At 72.1% G+C, this 15,358-nt stretch carries 14 protein-coding genes; 5 read left to right on the top strand and 9 right to left on the bottom strand.

Annotated features, from left to right (window positions below; genetic code table 11):
* Nucleotides 1–42: 42 nt before the first annotated feature.
* Together AQJ58_RS37135 and AQJ58_RS37130 are read left to right on the top strand one after the other, a co-directional pair.
* Entirely contained in the window at nt 43–852 is an 810-nt protein-coding gene (locus AQJ58_RS37135) for an NAD-dependent epimerase/dehydratase family protein (RefSeq protein WP_067258623.1), read from the top strand.
* Nucleotides 853–915: 63 nt separating this feature from the next.
* Nucleotides 916–2,115 (top strand): TerD family protein, encoded by a 1,200-nt coding sequence (locus AQJ58_RS37130; protein ID WP_067258621.1) that lies wholly within the window; start codon nt 916–918, stop codon nt 2,113–2,115.
* A gap of 64 nt (nt 2,116–2,179) precedes the next feature.
* Here AQJ58_RS37130 and AQJ58_RS37125 read toward each other — a convergent pair whose 3' ends face one another.
* Entirely contained in the window at nt 2,180–2,746 is a 567-nt protein-coding gene (locus tag AQJ58_RS37125) for a TetR/AcrR family transcriptional regulator (RefSeq protein ID WP_067258619.1), read from the bottom strand.
* A 77-nt stretch (nt 2,747–2,823) separates the two neighbouring features.
* On the opposite strand from AQJ58_RS37125, the gene AQJ58_RS43620 reads away from it, so the two are divergent.
* Nucleotides 2,824–2,973, top strand: a complete 150-nt coding sequence (locus AQJ58_RS43620) for a hypothetical protein (RefSeq protein ID WP_159056385.1) — start codon at nt 2,824–2,826, stop codon at nt 2,971–2,973.
* Here AQJ58_RS43620 and AQJ58_RS37120 read toward each other — a convergent pair.
* The 4 genes from AQJ58_RS37120 to AQJ58_RS37105 form a co-directional block, all read right to left on the bottom strand.
* The gene (locus tag AQJ58_RS37120; protein WP_067258616.1) at nt 2,955–3,980 is read right to left on the bottom strand and encodes a 1-aminocyclopropane-1-carboxylate deaminase; all 1,026 of its coding nucleotides are present in this window, start codon (nt 3,978–3,980) and stop codon (nt 2,955–2,957) included. The genes AQJ58_RS43620 and AQJ58_RS37120 overlap by 19 nt on opposite strands.
* Before the next feature lie 14 nt (nt 3,981–3,994).
* Nucleotides 3,995–4,633: a GntR family transcriptional regulator gene (locus AQJ58_RS37115; protein WP_067258614.1), complete on the bottom strand. Its 639-nt coding sequence runs from the start codon at nt 4,631–4,633 to the stop codon at nt 3,995–3,997.
* A 337-nt stretch (nt 4,634–4,970) separates the two neighbouring features.
* A complete protein-coding gene (locus AQJ58_RS37110) occupies nt 4,971–6,419 on the bottom strand; it encodes an alkaline phosphatase PhoX (protein WP_067258612.1) in 1,449 nt (482 codons plus the stop codon).
* Between the two features lie 656 nt (nt 6,420–7,075).
* Nucleotides 7,076–8,506, bottom strand: a complete 1,431-nt coding sequence (locus AQJ58_RS37105; protein ID WP_067258608.1) for a hypothetical protein — start codon at nt 8,504–8,506, stop codon at nt 7,076–7,078.
* Nucleotides 8,507–8,754: 248 nt separating this feature from the next.
* Here AQJ58_RS37105 and AQJ58_RS37100 point away from each other — a divergent pair, with 248 nt between their 5' ends.
* A complete protein-coding gene (locus tag AQJ58_RS37100) occupies nt 8,755–10,581 on the top strand; it encodes an endonuclease/exonuclease/phosphatase family protein (protein WP_067258606.1) in 1,827 nt (608 codons plus the stop codon).
* A gap of 4 nt (nt 10,582–10,585) precedes the next feature.
* Here AQJ58_RS37100 and AQJ58_RS37095 read toward each other — a convergent pair whose 3' ends face one another.
* Both AQJ58_RS37095 and AQJ58_RS37090 read right to left on the bottom strand, forming a co-directional pair.
* Nucleotides 10,586–11,320, bottom strand: coding sequence for an SRPBCC family protein (locus AQJ58_RS37095; protein WP_067258604.1), 735 nt, complete (start codon nt 11,318–11,320; stop codon nt 10,586–10,588).
* A gap of 20 nt (nt 11,321–11,340) precedes the next feature.
* Nucleotides 11,341–11,979, bottom strand: a complete 639-nt coding sequence (locus AQJ58_RS37090) for an ArsR/SmtB family transcription factor (protein ID WP_067258602.1) — start codon at nt 11,977–11,979, stop codon at nt 11,341–11,343.
* A gap of 177 nt (nt 11,980–12,156) precedes the next feature.
* Between AQJ58_RS37090 and dapA the strand changes: the two genes are divergently transcribed.
* Complete coding sequence (gene dapA, locus AQJ58_RS37085) at nt 12,157–13,056, top strand: 4-hydroxy-tetrahydrodipicolinate synthase (protein WP_079079464.1); 900 nt, start codon at nt 12,157–12,159, stop codon at nt 13,054–13,056.
* A 410-nt stretch (nt 13,057–13,466) separates the two neighbouring features.
* Here the strand turns inward: dapA and AQJ58_RS37080 are convergent, their stop codons facing one another.
* Together AQJ58_RS37080 and AQJ58_RS37075 are read right to left on the bottom strand one after the other, a co-directional pair.
* Nucleotides 13,467–14,690: a hypothetical protein gene (locus tag AQJ58_RS37080; protein WP_067258598.1), complete on the bottom strand. Its 1,224-nt coding sequence runs from the start codon at nt 14,688–14,690 to the stop codon at nt 13,467–13,469.
* Nucleotides 14,687–15,244 carry a SigE family RNA polymerase sigma factor gene (locus AQJ58_RS37075; protein WP_067258596.1) on the bottom strand — a complete coding sequence of 186 codons (558 nt, stop codon included), beginning with the start codon at nt 15,242–15,244 and terminating at the stop codon, nt 14,687–14,689. Before AQJ58_RS37075 ends, AQJ58_RS37080 begins: the two co-directional genes overlap by 4 nt.
* Nucleotides 15,245–15,358: the final 114 nt, after the last annotated feature.

Raw genomic sequence — 15,358 nt, 5'->3', positions numbered from 1 at the left:
ACCGTGGACAGCCTGCGACTCAAGACTCAAGGAGAACCGAGGATGCCCAGTCCCCGCACCGTCCTGCTCACCGGAGCCGCCGGGGGCCTCGGCACCCTGATGCGGGACCTGCTCCCCGCCCACGGCTACACACTGCGCCTGCTGGACCTGCGCCCGATCGAGGGCGAGCCGGACGCGATCGTCGCCGACCTCGCCGACCGGGAGGCCCTGCGGGAGGCCGTCCGGGGCGTCGACGCGATCATCCATCTCGCGGGCATCTCCCTGGAGGCCCCCTTCGAGAAGATCCTCAAGGCCAACATCGAGGGGACCTACAACCTGTACGAGGCCGCCCGCGAGGAGGGCGTCCCCCGGATCGTCTTCGCCTCCTCCAACCACGCCGTCGGCTTCACCCCCCGCCCCCGGGGCGACGACCCGCTGATCCCCGTCGACACCCCGCGCCGCCCGGACACCTTCTACGGTCTGTCCAAGTCCTTCGGCGAGGACCTCGCCCAGCTCTACTGGGACAAGCACGGCCTGGAGACGGTGTCGGTGCGCATCGGTTCCTGCTTCGGCGAGCCCACCAGCGTGCGCATGCTGTCGGTCTGGATGAGCCCGGCCGACTGCGCCCGCCTCTTCCACGCGGCCCTCACCGCCGAGGACGTCGGCCACACGGTCGTCTACGGCTCCTCGGCCAACACCCGCCTGTGGTGGGACCTCGGCTCAGCGCGGGCGCTCGGCTACGAGCCGCAGGACGACTCCGAGCCGTACGCCGAGAAGCTGATCGCCGAACAGGGCGAGCTGGACCCGGAGAACATCGCGCACGCCTACCTGGGCGGCCACTTCGTGAGCGACCCGCCGATCTGGCCGTACTGATCCCCCCGGGAACGGTAAGGGAACGGTAAAGCGGGTTCGTTCGTTCTACCCGGCATGACAGCTATGACCCCTGGCTCGAACATCCCTCTCCCCGCCTCCCGGGTGGCGGTGGACGTCGCCGCCCCGGTGCGGCTCGACGTGTCGGGCCTGCTGCTCACCGGCGACGGCAAGGTGCGCTCCGACGACGACTTCATCTTCTACAACCAGCCCTCCGGCCCCGGCGTGACGTACCGCTCCGGCGGCGGTACGGCACCGGACGCGATCACGGTCGACACGGCCGCGGTGCCGCCGGGCATCGAGAAGATCGTCGTCACGGCGAGCCCGGACGCCGCGGGTCAGACCTTCCAGGGCATCGAACCGACCGCCACCATCCGCAACGCGGACGACAACAGCGTCCTCGCCACCTTCACCCCGCCGCAGCTCGGCACCGAGACGGCGCTGGTGGTCGTGGAGATCTACCTGCGCAACGGCGCCTGGAAGGCCCGGGCCGTGGGACAGGGCTACGCCAACGGGCTGGCGGGCATCGCCACCGACTTCGGCGTGACGGTGGAGGAGCCGGCCGCCGCGGCGCCCGTCGCCCCGGCCCCGGTGGCGCCCGCCCCGCCCGCGCCCGCCGCGGTGGCGTCGGCCGTCCCGCCGATGCCGCAGACCCCGCCGCCACCCGCCCCGCCCGCGCCCGGCACCGGCAAGATCAACCTGGACAAGGGCCGGGTCAGCCTCCAGAAGAACCAGACCGTGTCCCTGGTCAAGGCCGGCCGGCCGCTGCTCTCGCAGATCAAGATGGGGCTCGGCTGGGAGCCCGCCTTCCGGGGCGCGGACATCGACCTCGACGCGTCCGTGATCGCGTTCGGCCCCCAGCGCAACCACATCGACAGCTGCTACTTCGGCAAACTGTCCATCATCAACGGCGCGATCAAGCACTCCGGTGACAACCTCACGGGTGAGGGCGGGGGCGACGACGAGGTGATCGCCGTGGACCTCGGCCGGCTCCCGCAGGAGGTCACCGGGCTGGTCTTCACCGTCAACTCGTTCTCCGGCCAGAACTTCACCGAGGTGGCCAAGGCCTACTGCCGGCTCCTGGACGCCGTCACCGGCGAGGAACTCGTCCGCTTCGACCTCACCCACGCCGAACCCCAGACCGGTGTGATGATGGCCAAGCTGATCCGCCAGTTCTCCGGCGAGTGGGACATGACGGCGATGGGCGACTTCGTGAAGGCCAGGACCGTGCGCAACATGGTCAAGCCGGCGGCACAGGCGCTGTAGCGGTCCGCCGGCCGCACGCAGGTGGCGAGGGGCCGGCCGCGCGGTTCGCCGCGGCCCGCGGGGGCTAGGCCCCCAGCCCCTCCACCAGCAGTCCGACGTACCGGCGGATCACCGCCCGCTCGCCCTTCGCCAGTTCCGACGCCGTGGCCACGCCGTGGGCCAGCCGCAGGACGTCGATCGGTTCGAGATCGCCCCGCAGCGCCCCGGCCTCCTGCGCGGCCGACACCAGGCGGGTCGCCGCCCCCTTCATGCTCGTCCCGCAGTCCGTCACCGCGGCCCCGCTCCCGTCGGTGACGGCGGAGCCCAGCAGCGCCTTCATCCCGCGCACCTCGATCGTGCCCACGCACAGCTCGTTGAGCCACTCCACCAGCGCCTCCCCCGGCGGCAGCGCCTCCGCCAGCTCGTCGGCCCGCGCCGCGAGCGCCTCGATCCGGTCGACGTACGCGGCCTCCAGCAGCGCCTGCCGCGTGGGGAAATGCCGGTACAGCGTGCCGGAGCCGACCCCGGCCCGCTTGGCGATGTCGTCCAGGGACGCCCCCTCCCCATGCTCGGCGAAGGCCCCGGCCGCCGCCTTCAGCAACCGCTCGTAGTTGCGGCGAGCGTCCGCGCGCATGGGTCTGACCTGCGTCATCCAGTTACTCCTCGCGAACCGGGGGCCCTCTCCGTATGTTATCGAGCACGTTCCGCGGGCCGTGGCGTGCTGCCCGCATGCTCCACCACTTCGCGCGGGGGCACCAGACGGGGAGCACCGCCCTCGGCGAGGCCGCCCTGATCGCGCAGGCCGCGCTCCTCCCGGCGGCCCGCGCGATCAGGGCACGCGGAAGCGCCCCGACCGCCGGTCAGAACAGCGCGCTGTAGGCGTTCAGCGCCGGCTGGCCGCCCAGGTGTGCGTACAGCACGGTGGAGTCGGCGCCGATCTCGCCGCGGCCGACCAGGTCGATCAGACCGGCCATCGACTTGCCCTCGTAGACGGGGTCGGTGACCATGCCCTCGGTGCGGGCGGCGAGGCGCATCGCCTCCAGGGTGGTGTCGTCGGGGACGCCGTAGATGCCCGCGTGGTACCGCTCGTCGAGCTCGATGTCGTCGACCGTCACCTCGCTCCGCACGCCGATGAGCTGTCCGGTGCGGTGGGCGATACGGGCGATCTGCTCGCGGGTCTCGGTGGGCTTGGCCGAGGCGTCGATCCCGATCACCCGGCGCGGCCGGCCGCCGGCCTCCTCCAGGGCGGCGAACCCGGCGACCATGCCGGCCTGGGTGGAGCCGGTCACCGAGCACACGATCACGGTGTCGAAGAAGACGCCCGACTCCCGCTCCTGCTCGGCCACTTCGTAGGCCCAGCCGGCGAAGCCCAGTCCGCCGAGCGGATGGTCGGAGGCGCCGGCCGGGATGGCGTACGGCTTGCCGCCCGACTCCTCGACCTCGCGCAGCGCCAGTTCCCAGCTCTCCTTGAAGCCGATCCCGAACCCGGCCCGCACCAGCCGTACGTCGGCCCCGGCCAGCCGGCTGATCAGGATGTTGCCGACCTTGTCGTACACGGCGTCCGGCCACTCCACCCAGCTCTCCTGCACCAGCACGCACTTCAGCCCGGCGCGGGCGGCGACGGCGGCGACCTGGCGGGTGTGGTTGGACTGCACCCCGCCGATCGAGACGAGGGTGTCGCAGCCCTGCGCGAGGGCGTCGGCGACCAGGTACTCCAGCTTGCGGGTCTTGTTGCCGCCGTACGCGATGCCGGAGTTGCAGTCCTCCCGCTTGGCCCACAGGGCGGCGCCGCCGAGGTGGGCGGTGAGCCGCTCCAGCGGATGGACGGGCGAGGGGCCGAAGAGGAGGGGGTAACGCTCGTACGAGGAGAGGGACTTCTCGGGCATGGAGCCTCCTTGGCTCATTCGGTGTCGGCCAGGTCGGCCAGGGTGCGCCAGATCTCCGCGGTGATCCGGACCGCCTCGTCCACGTCACCGTCGGCGCAGGCCCCGATCAGCCGTCCGTGCAGCCCGGCCGAGCGGCAGGTGCCGCCCTCGCCGAAGCGCCGTCGCTCCAGCCGGCGGATCAGGGGGGTGTAGCGGGCCACGGTCGCGGCGGCGGCGCGGTTGCCGGCGGCCCGGACCAGGACGTCGTGCAGGTCGTCGTCGGCGCGCAGGGCCGCGTCCACGTCGCCGTCCCGTACGGCGGCCGCGAACCGCTCGTTGGCCGCGCGCATCGCCTCGACGTCCGCGGCGAACAGGCGCGGCACCGCGGTCCTGGTCGCCAGCTCGTGCATGGCGCCGACCACCGCCGCCGCGTCCCGTACGTCGGAGGCGACCACGGGCGTCACCCGGGTGTAGCTCTGTGGCTTGCTCTCCAGCAGCCCCTCGTCCACCAGCCGGGCGAACGCCTCCCGTACGGGTCCCCGGGACAGCCCGAGCCGCTCGGCGAGATCGGCGTCCCGCACCACCGCGCCGGGCTCGATGGCCCCGGTCACGATGGCGTCCCGGATCGCGGCATAGGCGCGGTCCCTGAGCAGGGTGCGGGGTACGGCCTCCATGAACTGAAATGTTAGATGTCAGTCCGGGACACGGGCAAGGGTGCGGAGGGAGGGATCGAGCAGGGCCAGGTTCTCCTCGATGAAGCCCGCGTTCAGCCCGCGCCGCCGGCCGGGGCGCTTGATTCACGGGTGCGGCCCCTTGGGTTGGTTCCGGGCGGTCGGGGCGAGCTCGCTCGCGACGCCCGCAGTACCTTCCCGCACTACGCGTCGGCAGCGGGTGGCTCCCTCTCCCGCAGCGGTCGGCCGAACCAGGACGCCACGGGATGTCGCACACATGGCGGCGGCCCGCACCCCGGGTGGGAGTGCGGGCCGTGGTCCGGTCGGGGGTGCGGGTCGCTCAGCCGCGCTTCTGGCGCTTCCACGGGCCGGTGATCGCGAGCATGATGCCGGGCTCCTGGATGTTGGCGAAAAGGGTCTTGCCGTCAGGGGAGAAGGTGACGCCGGTGAACTCGCTGTACTCCGGCTCCTCCTCGGTGCCGATGTTGAGTTCGTTGCGGGCGATCGGGTAGGTGCGGCCGCTGTCGGTGGCGCCGAAGAGGTGCTGGATGCCCTCGCCGTCCTCGGCGATGACCAGTCCGCCGTACGGCGAGACCGTGATGTTGTCCGGGCCGTCGAAGGTGCCGTCCACGTCCGGGTCCGGGTTGACGCCGAGCAGCACCTTCAGGGTGAGGGTGCGGCGCTTGGGGTCGTAGAACCAGACGGCTCCGTCGTGCTGGACCGGGCTCTCGCTGCGGGCGTACGAGGAGACGATGTACGTGCCGCCGTCGCCCCACCACATGCCCTCCAGCTTGCGGGCGCGCGTGACCTGACCGTCGGTGAACTGCTTGCGGACGGCCGTGGACGTGGCGTCGCGGTCGGGGACGGTGACCCAGTCGACGCCGTATACCGTGCCGATCTTCGTCGCGCGGGACAGGTCGTCGACGAACTGCCCGCCGGAGTCGAAGCACTTGAAGGCCTCGAGGACACCGGCGTCGTCGGCGAGGGTGCGCAGCTTGCCGCGGCCGTGGCAGAAGTGCTCCGGCGGCGTCCAGCGGTACAGGAGCCCGTTGGGGCCGGCCGCGTCCTCGGTGAGGTAGAGGTGGCCGCGCTTGGGGTCGACGACGACGGCCTCGTGGGCGTATCGGCCCAGCGCCTTGATCGGCTTGGGGTCCAGGTTGGCGCGCCGGTCCTCGGGGTCGACCTCGAACACATAGCCGTGATCCTTGGTCATACCGTTCTGGCCGGCCTTGTCCTCGGTCTCCTCGCAGGTCAGCCAGGTGCCCCAGGGGGTGTTGCCGCCCGCGCAGTTGGTCGAGGTGCCGGCGATGCCGACCCACTCGGCGACCTTGCCGCCGGGGCGGACCTCGACGACCGTGCAGCCACCGGAGGCGGCGGGGTCGTAGACCAGGCCCTCGGTGAGCGGGACGGGGTACTTCCACTTGGCGCGCGGGCCCTTGAGCTCGTGGTTGTTGACCAGCAGGGTCGCGCCGCGCGGGCCGTCGAAGGTGGAGGTGCCGTCGTGGTTGGAGGGGGTGAACTCGCCGGACTCCAGCTTGGTCCTGCCGCTGTACGTGATGATCCGGTACTTAAACCCGGCGGGCAGCGCGAGGATGCCGGCGGGGTCGGGGACGAGGGCCCCGTAGCCGACGCCGCCGTGTGCGGCCGCGGACTCCTCCGTCGCGCTCTCGGTCTCCGTGGCGGCGAGGGCGTTCGGCGCGGTGGCGAGGGCGCCGACAGTGCCCGCCAGTGCCACCCCGGCACCGGTGAGCGCGGAGTTTCTGGCGAAGTCCCTGCGGGTGAGCGACATGAAGTCTCCTGAGACGGTGGACGTGCCGTGGAGGGTGGCGGACCTCGTTCGGGCGACACCGTTTCGCCCATGCGTGAACGGGAGTTGAACGGCGCGCGGCGGACGGGGACCCGGTTCCATGAATCCGTACGGATCCGGCCAGGAAAGCCAAAAGAGCACCGCTGCGGGGGCGGCGACCGACCGGAGAAGGGGAGGCGGGGTGGGGGGAGGCGGGGCGCGGGGAGCTGGGCAGCGGAGAGGCGGGGCGCGGATAAGCGGATCGCGGAAAGACGGGCGACGGAGAAGCGAGGCGGCACGGACAAGCGCGGCGCCGAACGTCGGGCGGCGGAGAAGCGGGGCACGGAAAGGCAGGCGACGGAGAAGCGGGCGGCAGAGAAGCGGGTGGCGGAGAGGTGGGTGGCGGAGAGGTGGGTGGCGGAGAGGTGGGTGGCGGAGAGGTGGGTGGCGGAGAGGTGGGTGGCGTGGGCCCGGGGACCCGGCCATTCTCGCCCGCGACCCGCCGCCGACCGCCGCAAGACACGAGGGCAGGCCACTCCCGCGACGACCACCGAGCAGCACCGAGGCCGGACCCGCCAGTCACCGCCCGGCACGGGCACCCCCCCCCACTCCCCCGCCACCACCACCGCGTCGGTCGTGTCCGGGCGCCCGTCCAGGAGTCAGCCGTTCTGGTGGGATCGCGCCTTGAAGGCCGCCTTGCGGGCCTCCTTCGCGATGCGCTTGTCCGGGTGCAGGCGGCCCATCGCCTCCAGGACGTCCGGGGTCGCCGGGTGGTCGACGCGCCAGGCCGCCGCGAAGAAGCCGCTGTGCTGGGCGGCAAGGCCCTCGACGAGGGCCTGGAGCTCCTCGGAGTTGCCCTCGGCGGCGAGCTGCGCGGCGACGGTGTCGATGGTGAGCCAGAAGACGAGGTCCTCGGAGGGCGCGGGGACATCGGTCGCGCCCAGCTCACTCAGCCAGACCCGGGCGAGTCCGCCCAGTTCGGGGTCGTCGAGGACCTCGCGCACGGCCGGTTCGGCGTGGGCGCCGACGAGGGAGAGCGCCTCCTGGCAGCGGAGCCGGCGCAGCGGCGCGCCGGGGTCGGTGCCCCGGGCGGCGGCGAGCAGTTCGCGTGCGGCGTCGAGGGGTTCGCGCCGCTCCAGCCACTGTTCCGTCTCGGCGCGGGCGGCCCGCGGACCGTACCCGGCGCTGCCGTCGAGGAGGACGTCGGCGCCCTTGTCGGAGAGGTCGCCGACGGACGGCGCCGCGAAGCCGGACTCCAGCAGACGCGCGCGCAGCCCGTACAGGCCGAGCGGGGTGAGGCGGACCATGCCGTAGCGGGAGACGTCCGTCTCGTCGACGGGCGTCCCGGCGCTCTCCTCGTCCGTGTCGCTCATGAGCGCCTCGTCCACCGGCCGGTAGGTGACGAGACCGATCGGCTCCAGGAGCCGGAACTGCTCGTCGAGGCGCATCATCGCGTCGGAGACCTGCTCCAGCATGTCGTTGGTGGGCTCGCCCATGTCCCCGGGGACGATCATGGAGGCGGCGAGCGCGGGCAGCGGGACGGGCCCGTCGCCGGGGCCGTCCTCGCTGGCGGTGAGGAGATAGAGGTTGCCGAGTACGCCGTCGAGGAAGGCGGCCTCGCCCTCGGGGTCCCAGTCCAGCTTGGAGAAGTCGACGGCGCCGCCCTCGTCCATGGCGTCGATCAGTCCGTCGAGGTCGGGCACGGCCGCGTCGGCGATCACCGACTCCAGCGCGCCGAGCCAGACGCCGAGCACGTCGTGCGGGGAGCCGCCGGTCAGCAGGGCGAGGTCCTCGCCGGGTGTGACGGTGTCGGCCTGCTCGTCGACGACCTCCAGCAGGCCGATGTCGAGGGCGATCCGCCAGGCGTCCGCGACGTCGGCGGCCGCGTCGTCGCCGGTCAGCCCGAGCTCCTCGGCGGCGGCCGGCAGCAGTTCCTCGGTCAGCCGGCCCCCGGCGTCGACGCGGGTGCCGGGGCCGGCCCAGCGGGCGAGCCGGACGGCCCGGGAGAGCAACGGCGTGGACAGCGCGTCGCGCGCCAGCTCCGCTTCGGGGTGCAGCCGTACGGGCGGCAGGGGGGAGCTGTCTGACATCGGCTGGGTCTCCTAGGGCGTCGTACCACTCAGGCGTTCAGCCTAGAGGGATTTCCACCCATCACGTCCGGTTCATCTCCCCGCCGGGACTCATACATGGCTCAATCCTTGACAACTGGCCTGATCAAGCAGGAGATTGACGCGCGTAGAAGTCGGGGGAACGACTGTTCACTCATTTCTGCACGCGTTCCACGCGCTTCCGCTCCACCCTCGTCCCGGCACCCACGTATGTCCCCGGAGGGATCCCGTTGCCGAGCAAGAAGTCCGCGCGCCTCGCCGCGCTCACCGTCGCCGCCGTCTGTTCCGCGGCGTCCACCGTCGCCCTCACCTCCCCCGCGCACGCCGACGCGGTGGCGATCCATGACATCCAGGGCACGACCCGGATCTCGCCGTACGCCGGCCAGGCCGTCACGGGGGTGACCGGAATCGTCACCGGCGTGCGCACCTACGGTTCCTCCCGAGGCTTCTGGATCCAGGATCCGACCCCGGACGCCGATCCGGCCACCAGCGAGGGCGTCTTCGTCTTCACCAGCTCCGTCCCGAGGGTCGCGGTCGGCGACTCGGTCAGCGTGAACGGCACGGTCTCCGAGTACGTCCCGGGCGGCACGTCGTCCGGGAACCAGTCCGTCACCGAGATCGTCAAGCCGGCGGTGACCGTGGTCTCCGGCGGCAATGCCGTCCCGGCCGCCACGGTGATCCGCGCGCGGTCGGTCCCGGCCGCGTACACCCCGGCCGGCGACAGCGCCGCGAACAACTCGATCAACGCGCTCCCCCTGGAGCCGAAGAAGTACGCCCTGGACTACTACGAGTCCCTGGAGGGCATGAACGTCCAGGTCGCGGACGCCCGTGTGGTCACGGCCACCGACCCGTACAGCGAGCTGTGGGTCACGGTGAAGCCGCACGAGAACGCCAGCCGGCGCGGCGGCACGCTGTACCGCTCCTACACCTCGCAGAACACCGGCCGGCTCCAGATCCAGTCGCTGGGCGCGACGGCCGACTTCCCGGCGGCGAACGTCGGCGACACCCTGACCGGCACGACCGCGGGCCCGCTGGACTACAACCAGTTCGGCGGCTACACCCTGGTCGCGAACGCGCTCGGCAGGCTCAAGAGCGGCGGGCTTCAGCGGGAGACGACCCAGAAGCAGAAGACGCGCGAGCTCGCGGTCGCGACGTACAACGTCGAGAACCTCGACCCGTCCGACACCACGTTCGCGGCCCATGCCTCCGCGATCGTGAACAACCTGCGCTCGCCCGACATCGTGTCCCTGGAGGAGATCCAGGACAACACCGGCGCGAAGGACGACGGGACGACCGCCGCGAACGTCACCGTGACCAAGCTGATCGACGCGATCGTCGCGGCGGGCGGTCCGGCGTACGAGTGGCGTTCGATCGACCCGGCGAACGACACCGACGGCGGCGAGCCGGGCGGCAACATCCGCCAGGTGTTCCTGTTCAACCCGCAGCGGGTGTCGTTCACCGACCGCGCGGGCGGCGACGCGACCACGGCCGTCGGGGTGGAGAAGGTGCTCGGCAAGGCGCGGCTGACGGTGTCGCCGGGCCGGATCGACCCGGCGAACACGGCCTGGAAGGCCAGCCGCAAACCGCTGGTGGGCGAGTTCGTCTTCCGGGGACAGACGGTCTTCGTGATCGCCAACCACCTGAACTCCAAGGGCGGCGACCAGGCGCTGCACGCGCAGTACCAGCCGGTGGTGCGCAGCTCGGAGGTCCAGCGCCACCAGCAGGCGACGCTGGTCAACGCGTTCGTCAAGGATCTGCTGAAGGCGCAGCGGAACGCGGAGGTGATCGCGCTCGGCGACATGAACGACTTCGAGTTCTCCGACACCGCGAAGATCCTCGAGGGTGACGGCGAGCTGTGGTCGGCGATCAAGTCGCTGCCCAAAAAGGAGCGGTACAGCTACGACTACCAGGGCAACCAGCAGGTGCTGGACCAGATCCTGGTCAGCCGGTCCGTGCGGCGGTCCGGCGACTTCGCGTACGACAGCGTGCACATCAACGCGGAGTTCCACGACCAGATCAGCGACCACGACCCGCAGGTGCTGCGCTTCGAGCCGTGACCCGTCAGCGGGCCTGGCCGTACACCTCGTCCAGCCAGGTCCGCCAGGCGGTCTCGGTGGCCTCGGCGTCGGCGTCCGCCGCGAAGTCGTGGACGCTGATGCCGACGGGGGCGCCCCAGTGGTTGCGCCCGAAGAAGCGGATCAGGGCGTCGTCGGTGCGCAGTCCGACGAAGTAGGGGTTGCGGTAGTCGAGCACGGCGTCGAACTCCCGGGGACCGCGCACGGTGACCCGGCTGCCCTCCACAGCGTCCTCGGGCAGGCCGAGCGCCCGCTCGGCCTCGGTGAGCGCCCCGGGGGCGGTGGCCGCCTCGGGCCCGTTGAGCTGGGCGAACGTGACGGGGCGGGGCGCGAAGTGGGTGAGGTATTCGCGCAGGGTGTGCAGATAGAAGTCGGTGTGCCGGCTCGCCCCGTCGTACTGGTTGTCCCAGTCGTCGGTGAAGATCCCGCTGTGCACGTACCTGACCCAGGCGCGCCGGCCGCCGTCGCGTGCCTCGATGACGTGCTCGAGCTGGTTCAGGCTCTGGGTCGGCATGCCGACGTCCTCACTGCGGACGGCGAGGTGGTGCGGGGGGTCGTAGGCGGTGACGGTGGACCCGAAGGCCGCCGAGCCTCCGACCTTGGGCTCCGGGGCCTCCATCGGCCACAGGTACGCCCCGGTGCCGCGGGTGATCGCCTCCCACACCTCCTCGGGCGTGGCGTCGACCTCAAACTCACGGACGATCTCGAATTCCTTGGACATCCTCTGCTCCTGAAGCGGGTTCACGGGTGGGGAAGTGCGGGGTCGTGCGGGGCGACCGCGGGAGGTGCGGGGGGCTGCTCCTTCAGCGTGGGATGGACGGCGACGACGATCCGGTGGTCGCGGCCGCCCTCCGCGTCCGGGGAGCCGTACTTGCGGACGAGGGCGCTGACCCCCGCCGTCAGTTCCTCGATGAACGCGGCGCGGTCGGCGGCGGTCGCGAAGCGGACCTCGCCGTCCAGCGCGTAGGTCGCCAGCCGCTTGCGGGCCTTCGCGGCTCCGGTGATCAGCGAACCGACGTCCCGCACGAGGCGTGCGCCGAGCGCGAGCAGCCAGCGCGCGGAGAGCTGGTCGCGGAAGCGGTCGGGGTCCGGCTGCACCCCGGCGAGGGCGAGCGGCGAGATGACGTACGAGGCGGCGGTGGCCCGCATCAGCCGCTCGGTGACATTGCCCTTGCGGCGCTCGCCGGCCAGTTCGACCAGGCCGTGCCGCTCCAGGGCCTTCAGGTGGTAGTTCACCTTCTGCCGCGGCAGGCCGACCTTTCCGGCCAGCATCGCCGCCGAGGCGGGCCCCGCGGCCAGCTCGGCCAGCAGCCTGGCCCGTATGGGGTCCAGGGAGACGGCGGCGGCCTCGGGGTCCTCGATCACGGTCACATCCAGCATGCGTCCAGCGTCTCACCGAACACTTTTTTTGTCCAGGAGAAATCAGTTTTCGGTGGACGGTCGCGCGGCGTGTACCTCCCGAAGAGTCGGCCGGTCGGCAACTTCTCAGCACCACTTATCAATATCTCGTAGAAGATTTAAGTGGAGCTTCACGGTGGTGGGCCCGAGACTGCTGCCATGACATACGCGGCTTCCCTCACCCCACCCTTCGGTCGAGCCCTCTGCGCGATGGTCACGCCCTTCACCGCGTCGGGTGCGCTCGACCTCGACGGGGCACAGCGGCTCGCCGAGTGGCTGGTGGGGCACGGCTGCGACGGGCTGGTGCTGTCCGGCACGACCGGCGAGTCGCCGACCACCTCGGACACCGAGAAGACGGAGCTGGTCGCGGCCGTCCGGGAGGCGGTCGGCGACCGGGCGTCACTCGTCGCGGGCGTCGGCACCTTCGACACCCGGCACACGGTCGAACTCGCCCGGTCCGCCGAGAAGGCCGGCGCCGACGGGGTGCTCGTGGTCAGCCCGTACTACAGCCGGCCCCCGCAGGACGCCCTGGAGGCGCACTTCCGAGAGGTCGCCGACGCGTCCGGGCTGCCGGTGATGCTGTACGACATCCCCGGCCGCACCGGCACCCGGATCGAGCCGGAGACCCTGCTGCGACTCGCCGGGCATCCGCGGATCGTCGCCGTCAAGGACTGCTCCTACGACTTCCTCGGCGCCCAGCAGGTCATCGGGCAGACCGGGCTGGCCTACTACGCCGGATGCGACGAGCACAATCTCGCGCTGTACGCGGTCGGCGGGGCGGGGTACGTCAGCACCGTCGCGAACGTGGTGCCGGCGCAACTGCGCGCGATCCTGGACGCGTTCGAGGCGGGCGACACCCCCGTGTCCGCCCGCCTCCAGCAGCGCGCCATCCCCCTCATCACCTCGATGACGGCCGCGGGTCTGCCCGGCACCGTCACCGCCAAGGCGCTCCTCGGCACGCTCGGCCTGCCCGCAGGCCCGGTCCGCGCCCCACTACGCCCGGCCGACCCCGAAGCGGTCGAGAGCCTGCGGAACGCCTACGAGCACTACCTCGCCTGACGCCACCGCACCGCACGGGACGCCGTCCGAGGCGGGCGACACCCCCGTGTCCGCCCGCCTCCAACAACGCACCACCCGGCACCGTCACCCGCAAGGCACTCCTCGCAACACTCGGCCTGCCCGCAGACCCCGTCCGCGCCCCACTACGCCCGGCCGACCCCGAAGCGGTCGAGAGCCTGCGGAACGCCCACGAGCACTACCTCGCCTGACGCCACCGCACCGCACGGGACGCCGTCCGAGGCGGGCGACACCCCCGTGTCCGCCCGCCTCCAACAACGCACCACCCGGCACCGTCACCGCTCGGCCTGCCCGCAGGCCCGGTCCGCGCCCCACTGCGCCCGGCGGACCCCGAGGCGCTCGACCGGCTGCGGGACGCCCACGAGCGCTGCGCCGTCTGACGTCGAGGAGCGTCATCGGTCCGCGAACACCGGGTCCCAGCGGCCCAGGGTGTCGTCCTTCGTCGAGCGGAAGTCGCTGAGCGGGACCACCTTGTCGCTGTCTAGGGTGACCAGGACGAGCCGCTGGTGGTACTCGTTGCCGTCCTTTCCGATGTCCCAGGCGACCAGCGAGTCGTCGCTCGCCCAGGCGAGCAGCTGCTGGCCGTGCGTCTCGGTGATCCGCCCGCCGGTCCTGGGGTCGAGGATCCAGGAGGACGTCTTGTACTTGCTGCCCGCGAAGTCCCCGGCGAGCAGCCTGCCGTCGGGCGAGAGGCCCGCCTCGACGTACCAGCGCCGGTACTTCGCGTCGGCGGGCGGCTTCACCGGGGTGCCGTCCCGGTCGTAGTACTGGTAGCCCGGGTCCATGGGCATGCCGGACCAGACGAGGCCGCCGTCGCGGCTGAAGGCGAAGTCCTGACGCGTGTTGATCATGTCGGGGGCTCCGGGGCCGCCGCCCGCGCCTACCTGGCTCCACCGCGACGCCTTCCCGGACGCCACCTCGATCACGTAGAAGCCGGTGCGATGCGACGGCGTCTCCACGGTCACCTCGCCGCCGCCCTTCAGCTTCTTCGGGATGGGCCTGAGGTCGGGGTTCTCGCTGTACGTCGTCGCGACCAGCTCGCGTCCGTCGCGGGAGAACGCGAGCCCGCCGACGGCGTGGTCGACCTGGATCCACCGCTCGACCTCGCCACTGGCCAGGTCGAGCAGGCCGATCCGGCGCACGGGCAGATGCTGCTCCAGGACGGCGGCGGTCCGCAGCCCCGGGGCGACGGCGACCCACGACCACTTGGTGGTCTTCACGTACTTCTTCGTCACCGGGTTCAGCAGCCAGTAGGTGCGGGTGGCCACCGCCGTCTGCGCGGACTGCGCGACCGGGACCGTCCCGTAGTAGGCGGCCAGCGCCGTCCGTCCCGCCGCGATCAGGTCGCTCGGCGGGGACTGGTCGGGGTGCGCGACGGTCCGGTTCGGCTCCGTGACGTCCGCGGGGCGTACGTCACGGGTCCCGCCCGAGTCCAGCATCGGCACCGCCACGGAGACCACGACCACGGCGGCGACGGCGGCCGCCGTCGACACCAGCCTGCGGGTACGGCGGCGCCGGCGCAGGCCCAGCACCCGGTCGGCGAGGCCAGGTGCGGCCGGTGGCTGTCCCTCGGCCTGGTCGCGCAGGGAGTCGCGCACGAGTTCGTCGACGTTCACGGACGCACCTCCACGGGCGAGAAGTCACGGGACGACGGCTGCTCGACGTCCGCGGGACCGAGGGCGGCGAGTTCCGGCGCGAGGGAGCGCAGCCGGGCCAGGGAGCGGTGGGTGGTGGACCGTACGGTGCCCACCGAGCAGCCCAGGATCCGGGCCACGTCGGCCTCCGGGAGATCCTCGAAGTAGCGCAGGACGAGGACGGTGCGCTGGCGGGCGGTCAGCCGGGACAGCGCCGCGCGCATCACCAGGCGCAGGTCGGCGGCGTACGAGCCGTCCGGGTCGGCACCGGGTTCCGGCGGTTCGGCGACGCTGATCTCGCGTCGGCGCCACTTCAGCCGCCAGCGGCTGATCTGCTGGCGGTACAGCACCTGTCGTACGTATGCCTCGGGTTCGTCGATGCGGTGCCAGCGGCCCGCGGCCTTGGCCAGGGCGTTCTGGAGCAGGTCTTCGCCGGCGTGCCGATCGCCGCCGCTGAGCAGGACGGCGGTCCTCAGCAGCGCGGACGACCTGCTGTCCACGAAGTCGCGGAAGCTCTCCAGTCCCTCGGCATCCATCTGCACCTTCTCTTCCCCCGGAGCGGACCCGCTGCCCGGCCCCTGTGCCCCTGGTGACGCCTCCGGGCGGGTCCCGCTATGCCTGTCGGCCGAAAATAATTCCGCCGGCTCGGG

The sequence above is a fragment of the Streptomyces sp. DSM 15324 genome, assembly GCF_001514285.1.
Taxonomy (GTDB): Bacteria; Actinomycetota; Actinomycetes; order Streptomycetales; family Streptomycetaceae; genus Streptomyces.
The sequence above is the reverse complement of the archived record's forward strand: the minus strand, read 5'-3'. Positions and strand labels throughout refer to the sequence as shown.

Excerpts from the sequence above, each read along its gene's own strand:
- AQJ58_RS37135 (WP_067258623.1), top strand. The coding sequence starts at position 43 with ATGCCCAGTCCCCGCACCGTCCTGCTCACCGGAGCCGCCGGGGGCCTC.
- AQJ58_RS37130 (WP_067258621.1), top strand. The coding sequence starts at position 916 with ATGACCCCTGGCTCGAACATCCCTCTCCCCGCCTCCCGGGTGGCGGTG.
- AQJ58_RS37125 (WP_067258619.1), bottom strand. The coding sequence starts at position 2,746 with ATGACGCAGGTCAGACCCATGCGCGCGGACGCTCGCCGCAACTACGAG.
- AQJ58_RS43620 (WP_159056385.1), top strand. The coding sequence starts at position 2,824 with ATGCTCCACCACTTCGCGCGGGGGCACCAGACGGGGAGCACCGCCCTC.
- AQJ58_RS37120 (WP_067258616.1), bottom strand. The coding sequence starts at position 3,980 with ATGCCCGAGAAGTCCCTCTCCTCGTACGAGCGTTACCCCCTCCTCTTC.
- AQJ58_RS37115 (WP_067258614.1), bottom strand. The coding sequence starts at position 4,633 with ATGGAGGCCGTACCCCGCACCCTGCTCAGGGACCGCGCCTATGCCGCG.
- AQJ58_RS37110 (WP_067258612.1), bottom strand. The coding sequence starts at position 6,419 with ATGTCGCTCACCCGCAGGGACTTCGCCAGAAACTCCGCGCTCACCGGT.
- AQJ58_RS37105 (WP_067258608.1), bottom strand. The coding sequence starts at position 8,506 with ATGTCAGACAGCTCCCCCCTGCCGCCCGTACGGCTGCACCCCGAAGCG.
- AQJ58_RS37095 (WP_067258604.1), bottom strand. The coding sequence starts at position 11,320 with ATGTCCAAGGAATTCGAGATCGTCCGTGAGTTTGAGGTCGACGCCACG.
- AQJ58_RS37090 (WP_067258602.1), bottom strand. The coding sequence starts at position 11,979 with ATGCTGGATGTGACCGTGATCGAGGACCCCGAGGCCGCCGCCGTCTCC.
- dapA (WP_079079464.1), top strand. The coding sequence starts at position 12,157 with ATGACATACGCGGCTTCCCTCACCCCACCCTTCGGTCGAGCCCTCTGC.
- AQJ58_RS37075 (WP_067258596.1), bottom strand. The coding sequence starts at position 15,244 with ATGGATGCCGAGGGACTGGAGAGCTTCCGCGACTTCGTGGACAGCAGG.